Source organism: Actinoplanes sp. G11-F43, from assembly GCF_050589265.1.
Taxonomy (GTDB): domain Bacteria; phylum Actinomycetota; class Actinomycetes; order Mycobacteriales; family Micromonosporaceae; genus Actinoplanes.
In genome coordinates this window covers 77,637-103,072 of sequence record NZ_JBNZCE010000044.1, presented here as the reverse complement: position 1 = coordinate 103,072, position 25,436 = coordinate 77,637, and the positions used below count along the sequence as shown (strand labels likewise).

Here is a 25,436-nt window from a genome sequence, read left to right as displayed (position 1 = left end):
GTCCGATCTTATCCCCGGCCCTGCCGATGGGCTTTGCGTAGATCGGAATGTGTCGCCCGCAGCAGGTCGGCGGTCCGGTCGGTGCCGGGCGGGCGCACCTCGTCGAGCAGCCGCCAGGCCTCGTCGAGCGCCCGCGACAACTCCTCGATCCGGCCGGCGTGCTGCCGCCGCACGTCCTCCCGCACCTTTTCGATCCGGCGCATCCACCCCTCGGCATTCGGGCCGGGGGAATGCGGGGTGGGGGAATTCGGGGTGGGTGTGGTGGGAATGGACGAGACGGGAACGATCGCGGCGAGCGGACGGCCACCGTCGACGATCACGGTGACCTGATCGGTGAGCCCGGTGACCCGGACCAGTTGCTGGAACCGCAGGCGAGCCTCAGGGACAGTGAGCTCGATCCGGCGGTGAATCGGCATTGCTGGTTCTCCCATACCCCGATGATGCGCCCGGGGTATGACAAAAAAACGTCGCCGCTGCTCAGCGCGATGAATGGAACGATTTGATCTTTTCGTTTCTAAGCGAGCCGACAGGAGTCGAGCAGGCCCATCACCTCGTCGGCGGCCTCGGCCAGAACGGCCCGGTCGACATCGGTGAAGATTCGCGGCTTGGCGTCGACCACACAATGCGAGCCGATGGTGTGCCCGCCGAATCCCTTCAACGGCACACCCAGATAACTGCGTAACCCGGTCATGCCCACCATCGGATTGTCGGCGTGTTTCGGATCCTCCCGGGCGTCCACCACGCAGTACGGTTTCCCGGCCAGCACGGTGTGGGTGCACATCGCCCACTCCGCCGGGACACCGTGCGCGTAGGCCACCCAGCCGGACACCCCGTACGAGCCGATGATGAACTGGCTGGTGTCCAGCAGGATCGAGACCAGCGAGACAGGCGTCTCCAGCAGCTTCGCACTCCGCTCGGCGATCGCGTCGAGGCTGGTGCGCAGGTCGGCGGAGTAGAGGTCGTAACCGGCGATCTCCTTGATCCGCTCCGGGATGCCGAGCCGTTCGAACAGCTCGGTGTTCGTGTCGGTGTTCATATCGCGCTCCTGAGATCGTGGTGAGCGACGGCCAGGCAGTCGTACGAGGTGACCCGGATCCGCAGCGCGGTCGCACACAGCCGGGTCGTCGGGTCGGCGGTCTCCATCAGCGACAGCAGCCGGTCCACCGCGTCCGGTTCGTGGCCGGACAGGCCGGCCGCCTTGACGAGGTGCTGCCAGATGCGCGGGCCGTCATCCCCGTGCACCCGGTGCACCGCCTCCCGCGCGTCGTCGAACGTGGGCCGGGTCAGTCCGTACGGCGCGTCCATCTGTGTCCTTCGGGGTCAGCGATTACACGTCACGTTCAGTGCCTGAATCCGCCGACCAGGTTGGTCAGGTCGCCGGCCAGGCGGGTCAGGTCGACGGCGGCCTGCTGGGTGGCGCGGGCCCCGTCGGCGGTCGCGGACGCCACCTCGGCCACCCCCGACACCGTCCGGGCCACGTCCCCGCTGCTGGTGGCGGCGTCGGCGACCGAGCGGCTCATCTCCCCGGTGGTGGCGGTCTGCTCCTCCACCGCCGAGGCGATGGTCGTGGTGTAGTCGCCGATCCGCTGGATGACCTGGGTGATCTCGCCGATCGCGTGCGCCGCCGACTCACTGGACACCTGGATCGCACCGATCCGGTCGGTGATCTCCTCGGTGGCCTTGGCGGTCTGCTGGGCCAGCTCCTTCACCTCGCCGGCCACCACCGCGAAACCCTTGCCCAGTTCCCCGGCACGGGCCGCCTCGATGGTGGCGTTCAGGGCCAGCAGGTTCGTCTGCTCGGCGATGCTGGTGATCAGTTTGACCACGTCGCCGATCTCGGCACTGGCCGCACCCAGCTCGGCGACCTGGTTGTTGGTGCGCTCGGCGACCGCCATACCCTCCTGGGCGACCCGGGCGGCGTCCGCGGCGTTCGAGGCGATCTCGGTGATCGACGCGCTCATCTGCTCCGCGCCGGCCGCGATCGACTGCACGCCGGCGTTCACGTGCTCACTCGCCGCGCTGGCCGAACCCGCCTTGTCCGCGACGTCGGCGGCGCCCTCCCGCAGCTGGGCGCTGACCGCCGACAGTTCCTCGGAGGCGCCGGCCAGGGTGACCGCGGAGCCGCCGATCGTACTCACCGTCTCCCGCAGTTTCAGGATCGCGGCGTCCAGTGCCCGGCCCATCCGGCCCGGCTCGTCCCGTGAGCTGAGGCCGGTGCTGCGGGTCAGATCCCCGTCGGCCAGGCCCTCGCAGACCGCGATCACCCGTTTCAGGGAGCGGACGATGGCACGGGCCACGAACACGCCCAGCCCCAGCGCTATCGCGCTGCCGGCGACCAGCACCATGATGACTTCGATCCGGCTGAAGTCGTAGCTGTCGGCGGCGGCCTTGGCATCCGCGGCGGCAGCCGTCTGCTCGGCCGCGGCGACCTCGGTGAGCAGTGTGGTGAGGTCCTCGACGACCGGTCCGACCTGCTCGGTGCGGATCGTCCCCCAGGCAGACAGATCGTTCTTTCTGGAGGCCGGGATCAGCTGGTCCTCGGCAATCGTCACATAGTCCTGCCAGGCCTTCCGCAGCTTGTCGACGGTCTCCGGCGGCACCACCGGCCCGACATTCTGATAGGTGTCGAACCCCGCCTCGACCTCCCTCAGATCGTCCTGGAACGTGTCCTCGAGCCGCCCCTTGGACGCGCTGTCGGTGTAGACCACGTGCAGGGCCAGGTCGAGCCGCGACTGGGTGATCCCGTTCTGCACCACACCGAGCGCCGACACCCCCGCCAGGTTGCCCGCGTAGATCCGCTGAGCCGCCGCACTGGCATCCGAGAGCGCACTCAGCCCGAGCAGCCCGACGACCAGCGCCACCAGCGCGGCGACACCGATGGCCACCAGGATCTTGATGTTGACGCTGAGATCCGCCCAGAACCCCCGCCCGGTCGTCACGGTCATCGTGATCTCTCTTCTTCCGGCTTAGGCCCGCACCCGTACTACTCCCGTTCGGCACACTCCTCCCACCTGCTGAGGCCAACCACCCAAAACCCTTCCGCCGGTACGCCCACCTCTCCCTCCACCGCGCTCCTCCCCACGGCGGATCGCGGAGGATCCACCACCGTTTCGACCCTTCTGCCCGGTTCCGTACCGCACTCGGGTCAATCCCGTATCGGGGTGGTGAACTGTGGCCGGGACCGGGTCGGCGACTCCGTCATGATCCGTCAGCCGCCGGCGTCCGCCCGGGTCCGGCCGGCGTACATGTCCACGGTTCGTACGAGCCGGTCAGGCCGAAGACACCGGCCCGGGTCCGGCCGGCGCACACGTCCATGGTTCGTACGAGCCGGCCAGGCCGAAGACACGGGCGCGGGAACACGACCGGTGGACCGTGGGCCCGGGGCGTCTGTGCCCACGCATGTCGGGCCACGGTGTGCCCGTGCCGGGGCGGAGCCCAGCAGAGGCCTTGACAATGGCCATTCCCACCGGGAATGTGCCGCCGGGCCTGGAGGCCCCTCATTGATCCGGACCTGGTCATGCGGCAGCGTCATCTAAGACTCCACGAGAAGGCCACTGGGGATTCGCGAAAAGCCACCGCGGCAGGCCATCCGTCAGGCCCGAGCCCTCTGGCGAGCCGCGAAACTCAGAGTTCGAGCCCGCTTCCGGAACACTCTGACCTGCTCGGTGGCAAATACCTCGATCGGCCCCACGTCCGTCCCGCTCGATCCGCCGCGAAGTGAGCGGTCAGCCCGGCTCGACCAATCGCGGGGCGGTTACGTCGAACCCGATGCGACTCTCCGCTCACCGGCCCGACGCGGACGAACGCGACGAGGCCACCGGGACGTCCGAGGGAGCCGGGCGAGGCGATGCCTCCGCGCGTAGCGATGACTCTGAGCGAGGCGGCACCCCTGGGCGAGGCGATGACGCCGGGCGAGGCCCTGGCCCTGGCGCTGGGCGAGGCGATGACGCCGGGCGAGGCCCCGGCTCTGGGCGAGGTGGTGACGGCGGGCGACCGGATGCCGGGGCCCGGGACGGTGGCCCATGGCGTACCGGCGGCGCGTGACGGACCGGTGCGGTGTGCCGGCGGGCGCGGCCGGCGTGGACCGGAGTGGTGGCACGCAGACGGCGCAACAGTGGAGCGAACGGGTCACCGAAGGTCCGGGCCGCCGCGTTGACGAGCAGGGCGGCCGCCACCATGCCGACCGCCGGCATGCCGATGAGCAGGGCGATCACCGCGATGATCAGGCCGCCCCACACCATGACGCGTAATCCGACATCGGCCACCGGAATGCCGCTGGGCCGCTGTCTCGTCCACACCGGAAGGAACGAGGACGCCATGGCCAGGGCGACCGCACCGAGGACCGCGGCCGCACTCAGGAAGGCCCGCGGCCAGTCGTAGTGCTGCCCGATCGCCCAACCGCCGGACACCACGACGCCGAACCAGACCTTGGCGAGCGCCCAGCGCCCGAGGCGAACCAGCACATCATCGGTACCCGTCGACATGACGCACTCCAGCCGGACACGATCGGCGGACAGGCGGTAACCGAAACCCTACCGTCCGCGAACCATACCCGCCGGGAAGCGCCGATGGTCAGGCGAATGCGGCACGGAACACATCGCGTACCGAATCCCGCCTGTCGAGGATCGCGAAGACCACCCGGTCGAAAGGGATGTCGGCGAGCGCGGCGGCGAAGGCCCGCGCCACCTCGCCCGGATCGTTGCCGAACACACCGCAGCCCCACGCGCCGAGCACCAGGTCACGGTGCCCGTGGGCGGCGGCGACGCGCAGCACCCGGCGGGCCCGGCGGATGAGGACGCCGGAGACCTCGGTCAGGAGATGCGGCTGGTCGCGGGCGATCATGGCACGGTTGGGGGCGGCCGAGGTCAGGAACGACACCGGGTACGGGTGGGCCAGGAGCCGCCCGCGATCGTCCCGGAAGACCGGCACCGCCGGCGAGTGGATGACCCGGTCGGTGTAGAGGATCCCGCGATCGGCCCGGTGGAAGGCGTAGAAGTCACCGGCCGCCCGCAGTGATGGATAGATCGCCGAACTGCGCGCGATGCTCTCCTCCTGGGCCTGCGCCCCGTTGAGGAAGCCGCCACCCGGGTTGCGTGCCGACGCGAAGTTGAGGCAGGCCACCCCGTCGCCGAGCCGTCGTGCCGCGTCCAGGCTGCTCTCCCCGGTGATCTCGACGACGGCGGTCTTGCCGGGGCTCGCACCCGGCTGCTGGTCACCGGGCTGGTCGGCGCCGGGAAGGTCGTCGCCGGGGAGGTCGTCGCCGGGAAGGTACAGACGGGTCCCGGCGACCGCGCGGGCCACGTCGGCGGCGATGTCGACCACGCCGCCGGGCCCCTCGTACCACCCTCGCTCCACGATGGAGACCGTCTCGTGTGCGATGCCGCGCAACCTGCCACTCATGCCGTCGATCATGAACGACCCCGCCGCCGGGCTCCACGCATTAAGGGTCGGATACCCGCTCCTACGCCCCGGGAGCACTGAGTGGCCGGCGGTGTGCCGTTCTGGCCGGGATCGATCTGGAGGCCGCGGCCGGTGAAGTCGCCCTTCCCGGGCGGTCCGAGCGATCTGTTGATCGACAGTCGGAACGGCGGCCGGACCGGCGTGATGCGGTTGGCGATCATCCTGCCGGCACTGCTCGGTAAGCTCAGCGGCACGCTGCTCGGGCCGGGTGAGAGGGCCCGTCGCCAGCCAAGATCGCGTGGTGATCTCCGGTGCGATTCGCGCCGGAAGTCACCACACCGAACCGGGAGGCCGCGATGGACGCTGACCTGATCTTCTCCGGGGGCGCGGTGTTCAGCGCCGGGGCCGGGCCGGCCACCTCGGTCGCCGTCCGGGACGGGCGGATCGTCGCGGTGGGTGACGATCTGCGGGAGCTGGCCGGGCGGCGGACCGAGATCGTCGACCTGGCCGGGCGGATGCTGCTGCCGGGGTTCCAGGACGCCCATGTGCACGCGGTGATGGGCGGGGTCGAGCTGAACCAGTGCGACCTGACCGGGACCACCGATCTGGACGAGTACCTGCGGCGGGTGGCCGTGTTCGCCGCCGCGCATCCGGACGACGAGTGGATCGTCGGCGGCGGCTGGTCGCTGGAGAGTTTCCCGGGTGGGGTGCCGGGGCGGGAGCTGCTGGACCGGGTGGTGCCGGACCGGCCGGTCTATCTGATCAACCGGGATCATCACGGTGCCTGGGTGAACAGCCGGGCCCTGGAGATCGCCGGGCTGACCGCGGACAGCCCGGATCCGGCGCACGGGCGGATCGACCGGGCTCCGGACGGTTCGCCGGCCGGCGGCCTGCAGGAGGGCGCCATGGAGATGGTCGGCGAGCTGCTGCCGGAGGTGACCACCGCGGACCGGATCGCCGGGCTGCGCCGGGCCCAGGCGATGCTGCACTCGCTGGGGGTGACCGCCTGGCAGGACGCGATGGTGTGCGCCACCAACGGCTATCCGGACGTGGCGGACGCCTATCTGGCCGCGGCCGGGGAGGGCTGGCTGACCGCGACGGTGGTCGGTGCACTGTGGTGGGACCGGGAGCGGGGCGCCGAGCAGATTCCGGAGCTGCTGGAGAAGCGGCAGCGGTTCTCGGTGGGGCGGCTGCGCTGCGACAGTGTGAAGCTGATGCTGGACGGGGTGGCGGAGAATTTCACCGCGGCGATGACCGAGCCCTACCGGGACGGCTGCGGTTGTGTCACCACCAACCGGGGACTGTCCTTCATCGACCCGGCGGAGCTTCCGGGATATGTGACGGAGCTGGACGCGCACGGTTTCCAGGCGCATTTCCACGCCCTCGGGGACCGGGCGGTGCGCGACGGGCTGGACGCGGTGGCGGCGGCGCGGGCGGCGAACGGGTTCCGGGACACCCGGCCGCATCTGGCGCATCTGCAGGTGGTGCATCCGGATGACGTGCCGCGGTTCCGGCGGCTGGGCGCGACAGCGAACCTGCAGGCGTTGTGGGCGGCCCACGAGCCGCAGATGGACGAGCTGACGATTCCGTTCCTGTCCGCGGAGACGGCGGCCCGGCAGTACCCGTACGGCGATCTATGGCGGTCCGGGGCGCATCTGGCGGCGGGCAGTGACTGGCCGGTGAGCAGCCCGGATCCGATGCAGGCGATCCATGTGGCGGTGAACCGGGTGCATCCCGGCGAGGATCACCCGGTGTTCCTGCCGGAGCAGCGGCTGGGCCTGGCGACGGCGCTGACCGCGTACACCGCGGGTTCGGCGTTCGTGAATCGCCTGGACGACACCGGCACGATCCGGCCGGGGAATCGCGCCGACCTGGTGCTGCTGGACCGGGATCCGTTCCTGGGTGCGCCGGAGGAGATCGCGTCCACCCGGGTCCTGGGGACCTGGGTGGACGGCGTCCGGGTCTTCGGCGGCTGAGCGCTACTTCCGCTGCTCGTCCTCGTCGGCGGTGTCCTCGTCGGCGGTCTCGGCGTCGTCGCCCGGCTGGGCGTGCCGGGACTGCGCCTGCGCCTGGGCCTGCGGCTGGTGGGGGGCCGCTTCGAGGACCTCGGCGACCGGCTCCTCCTCGACGTACTCGTTCATCTGCGGCGCGTCCACCCAGAGGGCGCGCAGCTGGCTCTGCATGAAGCCGGTGAGCCGGCCGCGGTACTCCCGGTCGAACTGTTCGAGGGCCTCGATCTGCTGCTGGAGGGCCTCGCGCTTGGCGCCGAGGCTGCCGACCACGTCGTCGTACCGCTGCTGGGCCTGCTGTTTGAGCTGTTCTGCGCCGGCGTGGGCGTCGGAGCCGATGGTCTCGGCGCGGGAGCGGGCGTCGGCGACGATCTTCTCCGCGGTGCGCCGGGCCTCCTCGGCACGGGCCTGCGCGTCCCGGGCCATCTGCTCGGCGCCGGCGCGGGCCTCGGCGAGCACCCGGTCGGCCTCACGGCGCACGTTGTTGGCGTGGGCCTGCGCGTCCCGGGCGATCTGTTCGGCCGCGGCCAGGGCGTCGGTGCGAATCTTGTCCGCGTGGTGCTGGGCGCTCGCCACGTGTTCCTCGGCGGTGCGCTGTGCCAGGGCCAGCACCTGCAGAGCCTGGTTGGGCAGGCCGGGGTTGGGGGCGATCACCGCATGCTCCGAGGTCTGACTGTCCGTCCCATTGAGCAGCACTTCGACACGATCCTTTATCTACAGGGGTGTAGTCAGGCACCCGGCCGGAATCTCGTGAAGGGGTGGCCGGAGCTCTGGCCATGATCGGCGGATGCTACCAAGCACGCGGGGCGGTCGGCGAGAGCGGCGTTGGTCATCATGCGAACACGCATGGTTATTGCCAGATAATTGGACAAGTCTCGCATTAAGCTCAATTGGCCCACCTTTCCGACGCGACGGACGAACCCGACGCAACCGACGCAAGGACGAGCCATGGCTTACCGTCGCATGCTTGCCGCTTCCACCCTTCTCACCTGTTTATTCTCCTCCGCCGCGACACCCGCCGAGGCGGATTCGGCAAGCACGATGGCGGTCTGGCCGATGAACGAGACGGCCGGGCAGACCTGGATGGTGGACGCCTCCGGGCGCGGGCACCACGGGCGGATCGGCGCCGAGGTGGGCCTCGGGCAGTACGACGGTACGACCCTCGGCTACCGCTTCGAACGACTCGAACCGGACACTCCGCCGACCCGGCCCGGCCATTTGATCAGCGTTCCCGACCACCCGGACCTCGACCCGGGCGAGCGGGACTTCGCGGTCACCCTGCGGCTGAAGACCACCAACAAGTTCGGCAACATCATTCAGAAGGGCCAGGCGACGGTGCCCGGCGGAAGCTGGAAGCTGCAGATCCCGAACGGCCGGCCGACCTGCACCTACCGCGGCTCCAAGGGGACCATCGAGCTGATCTCGCCGTACCGGATCAACGACGGCGCCTGGCACGTGGTCCGGTGCTCCCGGCTGCGCTCCGGCGTCTTCCTGGCCATCGACGGGCGGCTGGCCGCCGGTCGCTACGGCTGGACCGGCACGATCGACAACACCTGGGCCGTCTCGATCGGCGGCAAGAGCGACTGCGATCAGGTCAAGGTGGGCTGCGACTACTACGCCGGCGAGCTGGACTGGGTGACGGTCCAGGGCGCGTGACCGGATGCGGCCCGGCTCGGGGAGAACCGGACCGGGCCGCTTTTCAGTACGTCACGCCGTCCACTTGATGTAGGGGTTCACCTTGCCGCCCCAGTCGAAGACGGCCATGTTGTCCCAGCCGTTTCCGGTGCCGTTGATGTTCTCCGGCGCCCAGCCGTTGCCCTTGATCGCGTACCAGGTCGGCTCCCAATAGAAGACACCGACCGCGCCGGCGTTGCGCGCGGTGTTCTGCACCCAGGTGAACTGCTGCGCCTGCCCGGCCCAGGTCGCCGGAATGTTGTCGCAGAGCACGGTTCCGGGGATGGAGTTCTTCTCGCTGTCGGCGTCCGCACTGGTGAACTGATACGCCGTCTCCACCACGATCACCGGTTTGCCGTACCGGGTGCGCATGTCGACGATCACGTTGTAGAGATTGGCGAGCGTGCCGTGCCACATGCAGTAGTACGACAGCGCGGTCGCGTCCCAGGTCACACCGGCCGCCTTGATGCCGTCGTAGAACCAGCGCGCGTTGGTCATGCTGTCGGAATTGGCGGTGTGCACGATCACCTGAGTCCCGCTGTTGCAGGCTTTCGTCGCGTTGTACCCCTGCTTCAGCAGCGCCGCGAGCGGGGCGAAATCGCTGTTCACCACCTGGCCGCGCGGCCACAGCATGCCGACGTTGATCTCGTTGCCGATCTGCACGCTGTCCGGGGTGAGGCCGGCTGATTTCAGGCTGGTGCAGACGTCGTAGGTGTAGTTGTAGACGGCCGTCTGCAACTGACTGAGCGAATAGGACGCCCACGCCGCCGGCGGATACTGTTTGCCCGGGTCGGCCCACGTGTCGGAATAGTGGAAGTCGACCATCAGCTTCAGGCCCTTGGCCTTGATCGCGGCCGCCTGCTGCAGCACCTTGGCCTTGTTGTTGTAACCGCTGGCCGGGTTGTTCCAGACGCGCAGCCGGGCGTAGTTCACGCCGGCCGACTTCAGGATGTCGTAGGGGTTCGCCTCGGCGCCCGAGGCGTTGTAGTACTTGCCGCCCAGATCCTGGGTGCGCTGCAGCGTCGACAGATCGGCGCCGAGCATGGTGAGGGAGGCGGCCTGTGCGGGGGCGGGGTTGACCATCACGGCGATCGCGAGGATCACCGCCGTGACGGCGGCCTTCATCTTCATTTGTCGCTCCTTATAAACGGGGATTTACCGGAGCCAGCGGACGTAGGGGTTGATCCGTCCGCTGTCGTCGAACGTCGCCATGTTCTCCCAGGCGTTTCCGGAGTTCTCGATGTCCTCGGTGTCCCAGCCGTTGCGGGGGATTCCGGTCCAGGTGGGTTCCCAGTAGAAGACACCGATCGCGCCGGCCTTCTTCGCCGTCGTCTGTACCGCGGCGAACTGCTGCGCCTGGCCCTTGCGCGTGGCGGGGATTCCGTCGCAAGGGGCCTCGGACAGGATGATGTTCTCGAGGTGGTCGAAGTTCTCGGTGGTCCACGGATAGGCCGTCTCGGCGATGACGACCGGCTTTCCGTAACGCGACTTCACGTCACCGATGACCGTGGCCAGATTGTCCAGGGAGCCGTGCCACATGCAGTAGTAGGACAGCGCGGTGATGTCCCACCGGGCGCCCGCCGCGGTGATTCCGTCGTAGAACCAGTGCGCGGCGCCGATGTCCCCGGCCAGTGCGGTGTGCACCATGACCTCGGTCTTGCGGCTGCACGCCTTGGTCGCGTCGTGACCGGCGTTCAGCAGCCCGGCGAGCGGCCCGAAATCGCTGTTGCCGACCTGGCCGGTGGGCCAGAGCATCCCGACGTTGATCTCGTTACCGATCTGCACGCTGTCGGGCGCGGTTCCCTGTTTCTTCAAACTGCTGCAGATGTCGTACGTGTAATCGTAGACATCGGTCTTCAACTGCTCCAGGTCGTGCCCTTCCCAGGCTTTGGGGATGAACTGCTTGCCCGGGTCGGCCCACGTGTCGGAATAGTGGAAGTCGATCAGCAGCTTCATGCCCTTGGCCTTGGCCGCGCGGGCCTGCTGGAGCACCTTGGCCTTGTTCGAGTAGCCGCTGGTCGGATCGTTCCAGATGCGCAGCCGGACATAGTTGACGCCGGCCTGTTCGAGGATCTCGTAGGGATTGTCGCGTTTTCCGCGGACGTCGTAGAACTTCTGTCCCAGTTCCAGCGACCGCTGGAGCGTGGAGACGTCGGCGCCGCGCATTTCCCAGGTGGATTTCCGATGCGCGGCGGCGGGGGCGGGGATGAGTGCCACCGCGAGGAACGCGGCGACGGCGAGGGACGGTTTCATGACACTCCTTCAGTCTTCCGTGACAAAAAGGGCGTTTTTGTAAGGCAACTGCTGTTAGGAGGGGGAGCTGCCGCGCACCACGAGAGAGGTGGGCACGGTGATGGAGAGCGGTGTACGCCCGGCGATCACGTCGGTGAGCAGCCGGACCATCTCTTCGCTGATGCGTTCCATCGGATTGCGCACGGTGGTCAGGGTCGGCTCGGTGGTGACCGCCAGCACCGAGTCGTCGAACCCGACCACCCGCACGTCACCGGGCACGTTGCGGCCGGCCTCGCGCAGCACCGGCAGGGTGGCCGCGGCCATCGCGTCGGAGGCGGCGAACACCCCGTCCACATCCGGCACCCGGGCGAGCAGCGCGCGCATCGCCGCGGCGCCGCTCTCCCGGCTCCAGTCGCCGTGCTCGATGTAGCGCGGGTCGACCGCGATCCCGGCGGCCAGCAGCGCGTCGGTGTAGCCGCGCAGCCGGAACACCCCGCCGAACTGGTCCTGCGGCCCGGTGATGGTGGCGATCCGCCGGCAGCCGGCCGCGAGCAGGTGCTCCACCGCGGAGCGCCCGCCCATCCAGTCGTCGGCCGACACCGAGCTGATCGAGTCCTCGAAGCCGAGCACCTGACCGCAGGCCACGATCGGGATCTCCGCCCGGACCAGCTGCTGGAGCAGCGGGTCGCCGGAGTGCGGCGACACCAGCAGCACCCCGTCCACGTGACCGCCGGCCAGGTAGGTGACGGTCCGCTCGCGCTCCTCCGGGGTCGACGCGATCATCAGGATCAGCGTCAGACCCCGGTCGGACAGCGCCTGGGCCACACCGCGCAGCAGCACCGAGAAGTTGGGGTCCTCGAAGAGCAGGTGCTGCGGCTCGGTGAGCAGGAACGCTATCGATCCGGACTTGCCGGTGGCCAGCGAGCGGGCGTGCGGGTTGGCCGTGTAACCGGTGCGGGCGATGGCGTCACGAACCGAACGGATCGCCTCCGGGCTGACCCAGTCCCGCCCGTTGAGCACCCGGGAGACCGTCGCGTAGGAGACCCCGGCCTCGCGAGCGACATCGCGGATGGTGGGGCGTTTGCGCGACACGTTCGGGATCATAGTCAGGCCTTCACACCACCGGCGGCCAGGTCGACCTGCCAGTAGCGTTGCAGCGTCAGGAACAGGGCGATCAGCGGGACGATCGACACCAGCGCGCCGGTCACCACCGCGGTGTACATCGCCGGCTGACTCGCGCCCTGGTTGAGCAGGCCGCTGAGGCCGACCGTGATCGGGTAGAGCCGGTCGTCGCCGAGCATGATGTACGGCAGCATGAAGTTGTTCCAGATCGCCACGAACTGGAAGAGGAACACGGTCACCAGACCGGTCCGCATCATCGGCAGCACCACCTGGCCGAAGGTCCGCCAGTCGCCGGCGCCGTCGATCCGGGACGCCTCCAGGATCTCGGTCGGCACCGACGCGGCCGCGAAGATCCGGGCCAGATAGATGCCGTACGGGCTGATGAAGCTGGGCAGCAGCACCGCCCAGTAGGTGTTGGTCATGCCCAGCTTGGCCAGCAGCAGGTACTGCGGGATGGCCAGGATGACGCCGGGCACCAGGACGCCGGCCAGGATCGTGTTGAAGACCGCGCTCTTGCCCGGGAAGTCGAACTTCGCCAGGGCGTACCCGGCCATCGCCGAGATCAGCGTGGAGGCGGCGGCGCCGACACCGGCGTACAGCGCGGTGTTGGCCATCCAGCGCCAGTACAGGCCGTCCCGGTACGCGTTCAGGTCCACCAGGTTGTCCCACAGGTGGGTGCTGGGCATCAGGGTGAACGTGGAGAACAGTTCGCCGGCGCTCTTCGACGAGGCGATCAGCACCCAGAGCACGGGGAGCAGGCAGTAGGCGGCGCCCAGGATGAGCAGGAACGTCGCGAGCTTGCTTCTCTTCATGGTGTGCATCAGTCCTCCTGGTTGAAGGCCCGGCGCCCGACGAGCTTCAGGAAGCCGAAGGACAGGATGAACGTGGCGAGCGCGATGATCACCGAGGTGGCGGCGGCCGCGTAGATGTCGTTGCGGGCGAACGCGTCCCGGTAGACCTTCATCAGCGGCGTCCACGTGGTGGAGATGGTGTTGGCCAGCGGGCGCAGCGTCATCGGCTCGGCGAACACCTGGAGGGTGGCGATCAGCGAGAAGACGAACGTCATCACCAGCGACGGCATCACGATCGGGATCTTGATACGCCAGGCGATGGCCATCTCCGAGGCGCCGTCGATCCGGGCCGACTCGTACAGGCTGGTCGGCACGGCCCGCAGCGCCGTGTAGATGACGATCATGTTGAAGCCGGTGCCGCCCCAGATCGCGATGTTCGCGACCGCCCAGAGCGTCAGGTCGGCGGAGAGCAGGTTCGGCGCGGTGATCCCGACGGCCTCGAAGATGTCGGTGATCGGGCTGACCCGGGGCAGGTAGAGGAAACCCCACAACAGCGAGGCGACCACTGCCGGCACCGCGTACGGCAGGAAGATCGCGATCCGGGAGAACTTGCCGATCGACTCCCGCGTCCGGTTCGCGTCCAGCAGCAGCGCGAACATCAGGGCCAGGCCCAGCATGGTGGGGACCACGATCAGGCCGTACGCCCCGACCCGCCCCACACTCGGCAGGAAGTCGGGGTCGGTCAGCGAGCGGGAGTAGTTCTCCAGGCCGGCCCAGATCTCGGTCCGCGCGTTGGCGCCCAGTCCCAGGCCGCTCACCTTCACCTTGCGCAGGCTCAGATAGGCGGCGTAGAAGATCGGCGCCGCCAGGAACGCGGCGAACAGGAACATCGCGGGAGCGAGGAAGGCGTACGGGGTACCCGCACGCTTGCCCGAGGCCCGGGTGGTGCCCGGCTTCGGGGGCGCCGCGGTCTTGCGCGGTGCGGTGGTGGTCAGCGACATCGCCGAATCTTCCTTTCCGAGCGCTCCGGGTGGGCACGGGCGGCCGCGCCCACCCGGAGACGATCTCAACCGGCGACGTTGAAGCCGGAGTTCTTCAGGTCGTCGACGGTGGTCTGCTGCATGGTCGCCAGCGACTCGGTGAAGGCGGTGGCCTTCTTCGACTCGGCGGCCTTGGCGAAGTTGTCGTTGAACGCGCTGTAGGCGACGTTGACGTTCGGGCCGTAGGTGAACGGGCCGAGCTGCTTGGAGGCCTCACCGGCGATGGTGTAGTAGTCCGCCTGGTCGGCGAAGAACGCCGGCGGCTCGGTCAGCACGCTGGTCGCGTCGTTCGCGGCCGGGTAGACGAACGCCGTGTCGGCGAGCAGCTTCAGGGCCTCCGGGTCGCTGTTCAGCCAGGTGATGAACTGGGCGGCCTGCTTCTTGTGCTTCGACTGGGTGGTCACGCTGGTGGCCGAGCCACCCCAGGCGCCGGTCACCGTGGAGGTGGCGTCCCACTGCGGCATCGGGGCGGCCTTCCACTTGCCCTTGGTGTCCTTGGCGCTGCCGTCGAGCACACCCGGGGCCCAGACCGCGCTGACCCAGCCGACCTGGGTGCCGTCGTTGAGGGCGGCGTTCCACTCCGGGGTGTACATCGGCTTGTTGTCGATGACACCCTTCTCCACCAGGCCACCCCAGTAGGAGGCGACCTTCTGGGTGGCGGCGTCGTTGATGTTGACGCTCCACGCGTCGCCGTTCACGCCCCACCAGGAGGCGCCGGCCTGCTGCGCGAGACCGGTGAACAGGCCCGCGTCGTTGGCCGAGAACGTACCCAGGAACTGCTTGGGGTCCGCCTTGTTGATCTTCTCAGCGGCGGCCGCGTAGTCGTCCCAGGTCTTCGGGGCCTCCAGGCCGTTCTTCTCGAAGACGTCGGAACGGTAGAAGAACATCAGCGGGGCGGAGTCCTGCGGGACGCCGTACGCCGCGTCCGAGCCGAGCGAGACACCGTTCCACGCGCCGGCCGGGAACTTGTCCTTCAGCGCGCCGACCTCGGCGGAGATGTCGGCGAGCGCGTCCGAGGAGACCAGGGTGGGCACCTTCTGGTACTCGGCCTGCATGATGTCCGGCGCGCCGGAGCCCGCCTTGATCGCGGTCAGCAGCTTGGTGACGGCCGGGTCGCCGCCGTCCTGCTTGTTGACCGTGACCTGGATGTTCGGGTTCTTGGCGTTCCAGGCCTCGACGACCTTGTCCATGTTCGGGGTCCAGGTCCAGTAGGTGAGCGCCACCTTCTCGTTCGGGTCGACGGCGCCCTCCTCCGACGATCCGGAGCTGCTGCACGCGGTGACGGTGAACAAAGCCGCTGCGGTGACTGCCGCCATCAGCGGTGCGAATTTCTTCTTCATGGATCCTCCTTGGTCGGCTTGGCCGGTGACGGGAAGCCGGAGACGGATGCCGCGCTGGAAGCGTGTCGCTCAGCACAACCCCTGTGACCGGTTACAGTGCTGGTGTTACGGCGATGTGTCAAGCCCTTGCGTCCGACCCGTTACGCCTGTGTATCGTTCGAGCCTGCCGGCCTGTGACCGGTTACAGTCAAACCAGCAAGGAGTGATCCCATGTCGTGGCCCGAGCCGCTTTTTGTTCGCCACCAAGCCTGGGCGACTCCGCTGCGCCGACCGCGGATGAGCAACGACGAGGACGTGCGCGCGGGCCTCTCGCTGACCAGCCGCTACCTCACCCGCGACGGCATGCCGGTCATCCCGGTCTCCGGCGAGCTGCACTACAGCCGGGTCCCGCGCGAGCGCTGGGCGGAGCGACTGCGCCAGATGAAGGCGGGCGGGGTCACCGTGGTGGCCAGCTACCTGTTCTGGCTGCACCACCAGCCCACCCGCGACCAGGCCGCGCGCTTCGACGGCAACCTCGACGTGGCCGCGTTCGTCGACCTGGCCGTGGAGACCGGGCTCGACGTGGTCCTGCGGGTCGGCCCCTGGTGCCACGGCGAGGCCCGTAACGGCGGATTCCCCGACTGGGTCCAGCAGGCGCCGGTGCGGCACCGCACCGACGACCCGTCGTACCTGGAGCTCGTCGAGGGCTGGTTCGCCGCGGTCTCCGCCGCCGTCGGGCCGGCCGGCTTCGCGAAGATCATCGGCATCCAGCTGGAGAACGAGCTGTACGACCAGCCGGGCCACCTCGTCACGCTCAAGCGGATGGCCCGCGACGCCGGCATGTCCGCCCCGATCTGGACGGCCACCGCCTGGGGCGGCGCCGATCTGCCCGAGGAGGAGGTGCTGCCGCTCTACGGCGGCTACGGCGACGGCTTCTGGGTCGACGCCGACGCCCCCTGGGACCCGACATTCCGGGACCACTACTTCTTCTCCCACATCTGGGATGATGCGGGCATCGGCGCCGACGTGCGGCGTGCTCAGGCGATTGAGGCGGCGTCCGGCGGCCCGCGCACCCCGTCCGACCTCTTCCCGGCCGCCACCTGCGAACTCGGCGGCGGCATGGCCACCGCCTACCACCGGCGCCCGCGGCCGGAAGCCCTGGACGTCGCCGCCATCGCCCACTGCAAGATCGGCAACGGGTCGGCCTGGCAGGGCTACTACATGTACACCGGCGGCACCAACCCCGGCCCCGACCTGCAGGAATCACACGCCACCGGCTACCCCAACGACATCACCCGCCTCGGGTACGACTTCCACGCCCCGATCGGCGAGGCCGGCACCCTGGCGCCCAGCCACGCCGAACTGCGCCGTCAGCACGCGTTCCTGGCCGCTTTCGGTCATGTCCTGGCGGAGATGCCGTCCAGCCTGCCGGAGATCCGCCCGACCGGCGTCGAAGACTCCAGCACTCTCCGGTACGCGCTGCGCAGCGACGGAGTCAGCGGCTTCCTGTTCGTCTCCTGGCACCAGCCGCACTTCCCGCTGCCGGTCCACCACGACGCCCGGTTCCGGATCCAGCTGCCCACCGGCGAGATCACCTTCCCGTCCCGGCCGGTCGACGTGCCGCCCGGCACCCTGGCCCGCTGGCCGATCAACCTCACCGTCGGCGGCAGCACCGTCACCTACGCCACCGCCTCCGCCCTCACCCTGCTCCCCGGCCCCGTGCCCACCCTGGTGCTGATCGCCGAGGACGGCATCCCCGCCGAAATCGAGGTGTCCGGAAACGTTCAGACCGTCACGCCCGGTTTCGAACCGCTGCCCCTGGACGGCCTGGACGTGCTCGTCCTGCCCGCCACGGTCGCCGGCACCGTCTGGGTCACCGAGGACGGCGGCCGCCGCCTGCTCCTCAGCGACGACGAGCTGCAGTGGGACGCGAGCGGAACGGTCACCGTCAAGGCGACCAAACCCGCCGACGTACGGGTGTACGACCCCAGCCGCCGCGCCTTCACCCCACTGACCGTGCCGCAGTCGTTCACTCCGTCGACCGCCCCGGTCACGGTGACCGAGATCCGGGCCGCCGCCGGAACCGTCCCGGTCAGCTACGGCAAGCACGACGGCCGCCCGTCCGCCCCGTCCCCGGCCGTCTTCGACGAACTGGCCGCCGTCTACCGGCTGACCCCGCCGTCGTGGGCCGCCGACCCCACCCGCGACGCCCTGCTGCGCATCATCTGGGCCGGCGACATGGCCGAACTCCGCGTCGACGGCACCCCGGTCACCGACCGCTTCTGGGACGGCGCCGGCTGGACGATCAACCTGACCGACATCGGCTGGACCCCGTCCACCGACCTGACCCTGCACGTCCTCCCGCTGGCGGCCGGCTCCCCGATCTCGGTCCCGGACGAGGCCCGCACCCGCCTGACCGCCACCGAGACCCAACTGCTCTCCCTCGACACGGTGGAGGTGGTCGCCCGCACCACCTCCACCGCCACCACCCCGTAGCACCACACGGGGTCCGGGGAGCGCGGTTCCCGCCAGGACCGCGCTCCCCTTTCTCATTGTGTTGATCAGGTCGGCGCCGACAGGATGAGCCGGTGCCGAAAGCTCTCAGCTACACCGAAGCGATCCGAACCCGGCACGGCCGACCGTCGGCGGCTGGGCCGGCGGCCTCGAGAGCGGCTACATTCGTGCCGGTCATCAGCGTGATCCACCGCATTGTCATGCATGTGTCATGTTCGGGAGGGAACATCGCACATGCAGTGATCGGTCAGGACACGGCGAGGAGTGTGCGCATGAGCATCCCGGTGATCAACGATCGAGACGAGCGGAGATCCGAGCCGGACGACACCCCCGGCACCCGGATCACGGTGCACACCATGCCGGGGGCGTCGGTGGCCCGGATCATCGGCGACGTCGACCTGGCCGTGGCGGAGCGGTTGCGCACCACGCTGGCGGCGGCTCTGACGGTGCACCCGTGGATCGTCGTGGACCTGGGGCAGGTCGAAGCGGTCGACTCGGTCGGCCTCGGCGTGCTGCTCGCCGCCCGCCAGACGGCCCGCGGGAACGGCGGCGACCTGCTGCTCGCCGCGGCGCCGCCGTTCTTCCTGTCGGTGCTGCGGGCGGCGCGCCTCGACGGGGTCTTCCCGACCTACGACACGCTGCCTCAGGCGATCACCGTCGCCGTGGCCGGCCGCGAACCGGCCTGACACGGGACCGGAGTGACGGCCCGGGTTCAGCGCAAGCGGTCGTCGACGGCGACGGCGGCCAGTTCGGCGCCGGTCAGGGGCAGGGTGGGCAGTGGGCCGAGGCCGGCCTCCGAACCCCACCCCGTCTCGGTCGACTGCATCACGTAGACCACGGTGCCGTCGGTGTGCCGGTAGGCGGCCCATTCGGTCCCGGCGTTCTCACGCACGACGCCGACCTTCCGGCCGTCGACGGTCCGCGGGGTGCACGTCCCGCCCCGGCCCCAGAACGCGGTGGCCACGCCGCACACGTCGCCGGGCAGCGTGTTGCCCGGCTCGTGCACTTCGACGGTGAGGCCGCCGTAGCCGTCGTCCTTACGCAGGGCGATGCTCACCAGGTACGCCCAGTAGCCCCCGTCCTGGATGCTGGCCTGGTGACTGCGGTAGTCGTATTCGCCGTTCCTGCCGTCCGGGGCGGTGTACCCGTCCGGCACCAGGTCGAGCACGTCGTCGAGCAGGGCTTTCCCGGTGTCGTAGTGCTGTCCGCTGTCCGCGGTGGCGTCACCGCCGGCTTCGGCGGGCCAGGACGGCTTGGTCGGCGAGTCGTCGGGCAGCGCGCTCGGTGAGGGCTGTGGGGCGGCGGCGGGCTGGATGCCCGTACCGCCGCCGAAGTAGCCGCGGGCCGGGATCACCGCGACGGTGACCGCCAGGATCGCGACGGCGGCGCCCGCGCCGGCCAGCAGGTTGCGGCGGTGCATCGACCGGCGGGCGGCGGCGACGGCGGTGTGCGAGCGCATCGGTGGCGGTTCGGGGTGCGACATCACGGTGGCGCGCAGGGCGGTGCGGAGTTCGTTCTCGTCCATGCCGGCTCCTCAATCAGCCTTGACGGGGTGGGCGACCAGCGTTCGGAGGGTCTGCAGGCCGCGCGCCTCCTGGCTCTTGACGGTTCCGGGAGAGCAGCCGAGGGCCGCCGCGGTGTCCTCGACGGTCAGGTCCTGCCAGTAGCGCAGCACCAGCACGGCCCGCTGCCGGGGCGGCACTTCGGCGAGCGCGCGCATCAGCGTCACCCGGTCCTCGGTGGGGTCCGGGTCGGTGGTGCGCTCGATCCGGGCGTCGTGCGGGCGTTCCCGCTTCCACCAGCCCCACCGGGTCTCGTCGATGAAGGCCGAGATCAGGACCTTGCGGACGTACGGGTCCAGGGACTCATGCCGGTGCACCCGGTTCCAGCGCAGGTAGAGCCTGGTGAACGCGGTCTGGGTCAGGTCCTCGGCCCGATGCCAGTCGCCGCACAGCAGGAACGCCGTCGCCCGCATCGCCGAGGATCGTGCCGCGAAGTATTCGGCGAACGCGACGTCGCGGTCGCTCATGCTCGGTCCCTCCATCCTGTCGGTCCCGCTAATCACGAGCCGACAGGACGGAAGGGTTGCATCCGGTCTTCTACTTCGGTGCGCCGAGATCGTCTAGGGCCTTGGCGGCGCCCCGGTGCACCGGCACCGGGTCGGTGCGGCGGGCGGTGTCCAGGCTGATCTCCTTGGCCGCCGCGTTGGCCTGTTCGAGCTGCGGTTTGCGGTCGAACAGGGCCCGGGTGAGCACACACGCCACGTTCGCGTCCAGGTCGTCGCGGACCAGGAGCACGTTCGGCACCACGATGGTCTTCACGTCGGCGGGGGTGCGGTAGGTGGCGGCCGGGACGGTGCCTTCGGCGTACACCTCGTTGATCTTCTGCATCTCCGGCAGCAGCGGGGTGATGTCCAGGAAGCCGACCTGGTCGCCGCTGGTGGTGAGCAGATCGGTGATGCCGGGGGTGGGCAGGCCACCGGACCAGAACAGCGCGTCGATGGTGCCGTCCTTCATGCCGTCCACGGTCTTCGTCAGGTCCAGTTTCTGGGCCCGCACGTCACTGGCCGGGTCCAGGCCGGCCGCGGTGAGCAGCCGGTTCGCGATCACTTCGGTGCCGGACTTCGGGGAACCGGTGGAGACCCGTTTGCCCTTCATCCCGGCCACGTCGGTGATTCCGGCCGCCTTCCGGACGATCACCTGGGTGTAGTTGGTGTGGATCCGGGCCAGCGCGGCCACCGGCTGCTTCCCGGTGAACGCCCCGGTGCCGTTGACCGCGTCGGCGGCGGTGTCGGCCAGCGAGAAGGCGACACCGTAGGTGCCGGCCACCAGCTGCTGGATGTTCTGCACCGACGCGCCCGTCTCCGCGGCCGTGACCTGCACGTTCTTTCCGGTGGAACTGACCTGTTCGGCGTACGCGTTACCGAGCGCGAAGTAGACGCCGGTGGCGTTGCCGGTCGCGAGGCCGACCCGGGTGGCCTGGCCGACCTCGCAGGTGACCGCGCCGCCGGTGTCGGTGGTGGCGGAGTCCTGCCGGCCGCCGCACGCCGCGGTGGCGGCCGCGAGTGTGGTGACCAGCGTGATTGCCAGAATTCGTCTCATGCTTCTCCTTCGCGAGGGCTAATCGCAAGGGGGGTCTGTGGTTTCCGGCGCACCGCGGCGATCAGCACCGCCACCGTCAGCGCCGTGATCCCGGCGGCCACGGTCACCGGCGCCAGGTAGAGCAGCAGCAGCCCGGCGATCCCGGCCAGCACCCGGCTCGGCGCCCCGGCCGGGCCCACCCCGAGCGCCCAGCCGCCGGCCGCGATCGCCAGCGCGAACACCGCCAGCGCGGCCGCCGCCGTCGTCCACAGCACCCCGGTCCACGGGCCGCGGGCCAGCAGGAACTCGCCGTTGGTGGTCAGCACGAAGGCGATCGGCGCGAGGAAGGCGGGCAGCGCGTACTTCAGCGCCTGCCACATCGTCGGCACCGCACGGCCGCCGGTGATCGCGCTGGCGCCCACCGCGGCCAGCGCGGTCGGCGGGGTGACCTCGGACAGCACCGAGTAGTAGAAGACGAACATGGCCGCCGCCGGGGCCGGCACCCCGAGAGTGAGCAGCGCCGGGCCGATGATCACCCAGCCGATGATGAAGCTGGCGGTCACCGGGATGGCCAGGCCGAGCAGGGCCAGAGCGACCGCCGCCAGTACGACGGTCAGCGCCAGCACCACCCGAGGCTCGTCGCTGACCGCCCGCGCCCCGTCGATCAGCAGCGACGCCAGCTGGGCGCCGAGCCCGGTCTTCGTGGTGGTGGCGGTGATGATCCCGGCGGCGGCGCACACCGCCACCACCGGCAGCACCCCGCGCACGCCCGCGGCCAGCGCGGCGAACCCCCGCGCCGGAGTCAGCCGGGTGGACCGCTCCAGGAAGGACAGGGCGGCGGCCAGGATCGTCGCGTACACCACCGCGCGGGTCGCGCTCTGCCCCAGGGCGAGCAGCACCACGATCACGATCAGCGACGAGAAGTGGTATCCGAACCGTCCCAGCAGCCGCCACGGGCTCGCCTGCGGAGCCTCCACCACGCGAACCCCGAAGCGGCGTACGTCGATCTCCACCGCGAGCAGGATGCCCAGGTAGTAGAGGACCGTCGGGATCATCGCCCAGCCGAGCACGGTCAGGTAGGAGACGTTCAGGTATTCGGCGACGATGAACGCGGCCGCACCCAGCGTCGGCGGCGACAGGATCGCCCCCACCCCCGCGGCGGCCAGCATGCCACCGGCCTGCTCCGGCGGATAACCGGCCCGGCGCAGCATCGGCCAGGTCACCGCGCCGACACTGACCGCGGTGGCGGTACCCGAGCCGGACACCGTACCCAGCAGGAAGCCGGCGGCCACCGCGGTCCGCCCCGCCGCACTGCGCGACCGGCGGAACGCGGCCACCGACAGATCCACGAAGAACCGGGACGCCCCCGACAGGTCCAGCACGGCGCCGTAGATGGTGAACAGCACGATGTACGTGGCCGCCACGTCCAGCGGGGTGCCGTAGAACCCGCTGCCCGAGTTGTAGAGGGCGTCCACGATCTGCGCGAAGTCCAGCCCCGCGTGCGCGATCGGCCAGGACTGGGGCAGCAGACCGCCGTAGTAGCCGTACGCCAGGAAGGCCAGGCAGACCGCGGGCAACGCCCAGCCGGTGGTGCGCCGGCACGCCTCGACCACCAGGATCAGGAGCACGGCGCCGAAGGCGACGTCGGCGGGTTCCAGCAGCCCCTGCCGGTCCAGGAAGACGTCGTACCCACCGGCGACCGGGTAGAGACAGACGGCGAGCGCGGCCCCGGCGAGGACCCGGTCGGTCCAGGTCGGCGCGTCCCGGCCCTTACCCCAGCCCGACCTGTACGCCAGGAAGCACAGCGGCAGCGTCCCCGCCAGGAAGATGATCAGGTAGAACTGGCTGCCCCGGGCCAGCGGCTGAAACACCTGCCAGAGCACGAGCAGGGCGACCCCGAACGCGGCCACCGAGACGGCGGCCCCGACCCGCCCACCGAGCGCCCGGGCGGGCCGCTCCTCGTCGTCGTAGTGCACAGCGGGCGACGCGGCCTCGTCCTCGGCAAGCCGCCCCGCAGCCCGCACCGAAGATCGATCGTCACCCATGAAACGGACAGTACTATGCGCCACATCCTTCTGTAACGATCACACCGCCGTCTCATGACGCTGCGCTGTCCCGGTAAATCGATTGCCGGGCGCACGGAGCCCGTCTACTGTCGATCTCAGCTCGAACGACCTCTGAGGAGAACGATCATGTTCTGTATCTATCGCACCCCGGACCGGTGGTGTGGCTGAGGCTGTTCGCAGCGTTCTCCACGCCGCCCGTCCCTGAGTCTCAGGGGCGGGCGGTTCTCGTTTTCCACCCCCGCGGGCGCGCCGAAGTTGGAGAGTCGGGGCCGGCTGTAACCCGGTTGCCGTTGAGCTGAGCAGGTTCGAATCCTGCCGCCCGCACGTCTACGATGCACGGCCGTATGCCCGAGTGGTCAGGGAGCCGATTGCAACTCGGTCCACGCCGGTTCGAATCCGGCTGCGGTCTCTGTCTTGAACCTGACGGCCCCGATGGTGGTACACCCCGGAAGATGGGAGTTCAGCAGGGGAGACCGGATGATCGCCGTGGCCCAGCCGTCTGTCACCGTCCGCCGTCGACGCAGGGCCCTCGCAGCAGCGGCGGTGTGGGCGTACCTGATCCTCAATCTCGCGATCCTCCACCTGATGTTCGTGACCGCCGGGCCGCCCGCGCACAACGTGTTCGGGCAGGTGGGCCGGCTGCTCGGGCTGTACCTGGCGTTCACCATGACCGTTCAGGTGCTGCTGGTGGCCCGGCTGCCGCTGCTGGACCGGGCGTTCGGCATGGACCGGCTGACCGGCTGGCACCGGTGGACCGGGTTCACCGTGTTCTGGCTGGCGATCCTGCACCCGGCGTTCGTGATCGTGGGATTCGCCCGGTACGACCGGGTGCCCGTGCTGACGACCGCGCTCACCTTGTCGAAGCAGACACCCGTACTCCTCGGTCTGATCGCCGTCGCCCTGATCGTGGTGATCGTCGCGCTGTCGGTGCGGATCGCGCGGCGGCGGCTGTCCTACGAGGCCTGGCACGGCGTACACCTGCTGTTCTATGTGGTCCTGGTCCTCGGCATCGGGCATCAGGTCTACGAGGGCACCGCGTTCACGATCAACCCGGCCACGAAGATCTACTGGTGGGGTCTGTGGGTGTTCGCGCTCGGCGCCCTGCTGACCGGCCGGCTGATCGTGCCGTTGATCCGCAACAACCGGCACCGGCTGCGGGTGGCCGCGGTCGTCCCGGAGTCCGACGACGTGGTGTCGGTGCACGTCACCGGCCGTGATCTGGATCGGTTGCGGGTCCGGTCGGGGCAGTTCTTCCTGTGGCGGTTCCCCGGGCACAACCGCTGGTGGCAGGTCAACCCGTTCTCGCTGTCGGCGGCACCGAACGGCCGCTCACTCCGCCTGACCGCGAAAGGCATCGGCACGACCAGCGCTGGATTGCGCGATCTGCCGGTCGGGGCACGTGTTTTCGCCGAGGGCCCGTACGGCTCTTTCACCCTGGACACCCGAACCGGGCAGTCCACGCTGCTGATCGCCGGTGGCATCGGGGTCACCCCGATCCGTTCACTGCTGGAGGATCCCGATCTGGGGCCCGGCGCGGTGGTGATCTACCGGGTGCGCCGGGGCGCCGACGCGGTCCTGCTCGGCGAGATCCGCAACCTGGCCCGGGAGCGCGGCGCCCGCCTGCACGTGATCACCGGGCGGACCGGCGGCACGAACCAGCCGTTCACCCCGGCGAACCTGCACCGCCTCGTCCCCGACATCACCGCCCGCGACGTCTACGTGTGCGGCCCGCACGCCCTGACGGCCGCGGTCCTGTCCACACTCCGCAAACTCAAGGTCCCCGCCGGGCAGATCCATGCGGAACTCTTCCGGTTGGCCGCCTGATTCTTTCTTCGGTACGCCCCACGAAACGGTCCCGCATCGTCCCCGCGAGGCAGGCGGCCCGCCCGGACCGCATCGCGACCGCCGGGCGTGAGCGTTCCGTCACCGCCACCCCCACCCCGCGTGCCGCGTTCCGGTCCGTTCCGGACCGCGCCGCGGCACACAAGCCGGACCCACACCGAACGTGCCGCACAACGGTCCGGATCGAACCACACCGCGGCACACAAGCCGAGCCCACACCGAACGTGCCGCACAACGGTCCGGATCGAACCGCGGCGCGGCACACAAGCCGGACCCACACGAACGTGCCGCACAACGGTCCGGATCGAACCACGGCGCGGCACACAAGCCGAGCCCACGCGAACGTG

22 protein-coding genes and 2 tRNA genes are annotated in these 25,436 nt (G+C 69.8%); 7 read left to right on the top strand and 17 right to left on the bottom strand.

The features are described 5' to 3' along the window. Positions 1 to 8: 8 nt before the first annotated feature. The 6 genes from ACQ0O7_RS38490 to ACQ0O7_RS38465 form a co-directional block, all read right to left on the bottom strand. Positions 9 to 431 carry a hypothetical protein gene (locus ACQ0O7_RS38490; protein ID WP_430790135.1) on the bottom strand — a complete coding sequence of 141 codons (423 nt, stop codon included), beginning with the start codon at positions 429 to 431 and terminating at the stop codon, positions 9 to 11. An 83-nt stretch (positions 432 to 514) separates the two neighbouring features. Further along, a complete protein-coding gene (locus tag ACQ0O7_RS38485; protein ID WP_430790133.1) occupies positions 515 to 1,036 on the bottom strand; it encodes a GAF domain-containing protein in 522 nt (173 codons plus the stop codon). Continuing rightward, positions 1,033 to 1,305 carry a hypothetical protein gene (locus ACQ0O7_RS38480; protein ID WP_430790131.1) on the bottom strand — a complete coding sequence of 91 codons (273 nt, stop codon included), beginning with the start codon at positions 1,303 to 1,305 and terminating at the stop codon, positions 1,033 to 1,035. Before ACQ0O7_RS38480 ends, ACQ0O7_RS38485 begins: the two co-directional genes overlap by 4 nt. Positions 1,306 to 1,340: 35 nt before the next feature. Then, the gene (locus ACQ0O7_RS38475; protein WP_430790129.1) at positions 1,341 to 2,945 is read right to left on the bottom strand and encodes a methyl-accepting chemotaxis protein; all 1,605 of its coding nucleotides are present in this window, start codon (positions 2,943 to 2,945) and stop codon (positions 1,341 to 1,343) included. 837 nt (positions 2,946 to 3,782) lie between these two features. Next, a complete protein-coding gene (locus ACQ0O7_RS38470; protein WP_430790127.1) occupies positions 3,783 to 4,484 on the bottom strand; it encodes a hypothetical protein in 702 nt (233 codons plus the stop codon). 88 nt (positions 4,485 to 4,572) lie between these two features. Continuing rightward, positions 4,573 to 5,400 carry a TIGR02452 family protein gene (locus ACQ0O7_RS38465; RefSeq protein ID WP_430790125.1) on the bottom strand — a complete coding sequence of 276 codons (828 nt, stop codon included), beginning with the start codon at positions 5,398 to 5,400 and terminating at the stop codon, positions 4,573 to 4,575. Positions 5,401 to 5,711: 311 nt separating this feature from the next. On the opposite strand from ACQ0O7_RS38465, the gene ACQ0O7_RS38460 reads away from it, so the two are divergent. After that, entirely contained in the window at positions 5,712 to 7,376 is a 1,665-nt protein-coding gene (locus ACQ0O7_RS38460) for an amidohydrolase (RefSeq protein WP_430790123.1), read from the top strand. Between the two features lie 3 nt (positions 7,377 to 7,379). Here ACQ0O7_RS38460 and ACQ0O7_RS38455 read toward each other — a convergent pair whose 3' ends face one another. Continuing rightward, complete coding sequence (locus ACQ0O7_RS38455; RefSeq protein ID WP_430790121.1) at positions 7,380 to 8,105, bottom strand: hypothetical protein; 726 nt, start codon at positions 8,103 to 8,105, stop codon at positions 7,380 to 7,382. Between the two features lie 252 nt (positions 8,106 to 8,357). Here ACQ0O7_RS38455 and ACQ0O7_RS38450 point away from each other — a divergent pair, with 252 nt between their 5' ends. After that, complete coding sequence (locus ACQ0O7_RS38450; RefSeq protein ID WP_430790119.1) at positions 8,358 to 9,065, top strand: laminin G domain-containing protein; 708 nt, start codon at positions 8,358 to 8,360, stop codon at positions 9,063 to 9,065. A 51-nt stretch (positions 9,066 to 9,116) separates the two neighbouring features. Here the strand turns inward: ACQ0O7_RS38450 and ACQ0O7_RS38445 are convergent, their stop codons facing one another. The 6 genes from ACQ0O7_RS38445 to ACQ0O7_RS38420 form a co-directional block, all read right to left on the bottom strand. Further along, positions 9,117 to 10,208: a glycoside hydrolase family 53 protein gene (locus tag ACQ0O7_RS38445; RefSeq protein ID WP_430790167.1), complete on the bottom strand. Its 1,092-nt coding sequence runs from the start codon at positions 10,206 to 10,208 to the stop codon at positions 9,117 to 9,119. A 30-nt stretch (positions 10,209 to 10,238) separates the two neighbouring features. After that, on the bottom strand, positions 10,239 to 11,336 hold the full coding sequence (locus ACQ0O7_RS38440) for a glycoside hydrolase family 53 protein (RefSeq protein ID WP_430790117.1): 1,098 nt from the start codon (positions 11,334 to 11,336) through the stop codon (positions 10,239 to 10,241). A 54-nt stretch (positions 11,337 to 11,390) separates the two neighbouring features. Next, entirely contained in the window at positions 11,391 to 12,407 is a 1,017-nt protein-coding gene (locus tag ACQ0O7_RS38435; RefSeq protein WP_430790115.1) for a LacI family DNA-binding transcriptional regulator, read from the bottom strand. 14 nt (positions 12,408 to 12,421) lie between these two features. Beyond that, a complete protein-coding gene (locus tag ACQ0O7_RS38430) occupies positions 12,422 to 13,249 on the bottom strand; it encodes a carbohydrate ABC transporter permease (RefSeq protein WP_430790112.1) in 828 nt (275 codons plus the stop codon). A gap of 8 nt (positions 13,250 to 13,257) precedes the next feature. Beyond that, positions 13,258 to 14,229, bottom strand: coding sequence for a carbohydrate ABC transporter permease (locus ACQ0O7_RS38425; protein ID WP_430790110.1), 972 nt, complete (start codon positions 14,227 to 14,229; stop codon positions 13,258 to 13,260). Between the two features lie 65 nt (positions 14,230 to 14,294). Then, positions 14,295 to 15,608, bottom strand: coding sequence for an ABC transporter substrate-binding protein (locus ACQ0O7_RS38420; RefSeq protein WP_430790108.1), 1,314 nt, complete (start codon positions 15,606 to 15,608; stop codon positions 14,295 to 14,297). A 276-nt stretch (positions 15,609 to 15,884) separates the two neighbouring features. On the opposite strand from ACQ0O7_RS38420, the gene ACQ0O7_RS38415 reads away from it, so the two are divergent. Then, positions 15,885 to 18,083: a beta-galactosidase gene (locus tag ACQ0O7_RS38415; protein ID WP_430790106.1), complete on the top strand. Its 2,199-nt coding sequence runs from the start codon at positions 15,885 to 15,887 to the stop codon at positions 18,081 to 18,083. Between the two features lie 290 nt (positions 18,084 to 18,373). Continuing rightward, entirely contained in the window at positions 18,374 to 18,787 is a 414-nt protein-coding gene (locus tag ACQ0O7_RS38410) for an STAS domain-containing protein (protein WP_430790104.1), read from the top strand. 26 nt (positions 18,788 to 18,813) lie between these two features. Here ACQ0O7_RS38410 and ACQ0O7_RS38405 read toward each other — a convergent pair whose 3' ends face one another. The 4 genes from ACQ0O7_RS38405 to ACQ0O7_RS38390 all read right to left on the bottom strand — a co-directional run bounded on the left by ACQ0O7_RS38405 (position 18,814) and on the right by ACQ0O7_RS38390 (position 23,226). Further along, positions 18,814 to 19,626 (bottom strand): hypothetical protein, encoded by an 813-nt coding sequence (locus tag ACQ0O7_RS38405; RefSeq protein WP_430790102.1) that lies wholly within the window; start codon positions 19,624 to 19,626, stop codon positions 18,814 to 18,816. 9 nt (positions 19,627 to 19,635) lie between these two features. Beyond that, the gene (locus ACQ0O7_RS38400) at positions 19,636 to 20,130 is read right to left on the bottom strand and encodes a SigE family RNA polymerase sigma factor (RefSeq protein ID WP_430790100.1); all 495 of its coding nucleotides are present in this window, start codon (positions 20,128 to 20,130) and stop codon (positions 19,636 to 19,638) included. Positions 20,131 to 20,200: 70 nt separating this feature from the next. Then, entirely contained in the window at positions 20,201 to 21,202 is a 1,002-nt protein-coding gene (locus tag ACQ0O7_RS38395) for a TAXI family TRAP transporter solute-binding subunit (RefSeq protein ID WP_430790098.1), read from the bottom strand. Next, a complete protein-coding gene (locus ACQ0O7_RS38390; RefSeq protein ID WP_430790096.1) occupies positions 21,199 to 23,226 on the bottom strand; it encodes a TRAP transporter permease in 2,028 nt (675 codons plus the stop codon). Before ACQ0O7_RS38390 ends, ACQ0O7_RS38395 begins: the two co-directional genes overlap by 4 nt. A gap of 261 nt (positions 23,227 to 23,487) precedes the next feature. Here ACQ0O7_RS38390 and ACQ0O7_RS38385 point away from each other — a divergent pair. From ACQ0O7_RS38385 to ACQ0O7_RS38375, 3 genes are all read left to right on the top strand, one after another. Then, positions 23,488 to 23,571, top strand: a tRNA-Tyr gene (locus ACQ0O7_RS38385). A gap of 14 nt (positions 23,572 to 23,585) precedes the next feature. Further along, a tRNA-Cys gene (locus tag ACQ0O7_RS38380) sits at positions 23,586 to 23,656 on the top strand. Between the two features lie 68 nt (positions 23,657 to 23,724). Next, positions 23,725 to 25,071 (top strand): ferredoxin reductase family protein, encoded by a 1,347-nt coding sequence (locus ACQ0O7_RS38375; RefSeq protein ID WP_430790094.1) that lies wholly within the window; start codon positions 23,725 to 23,727, stop codon positions 25,069 to 25,071. Positions 25,072 to 25,436 lie beyond the last annotated feature (365 nt).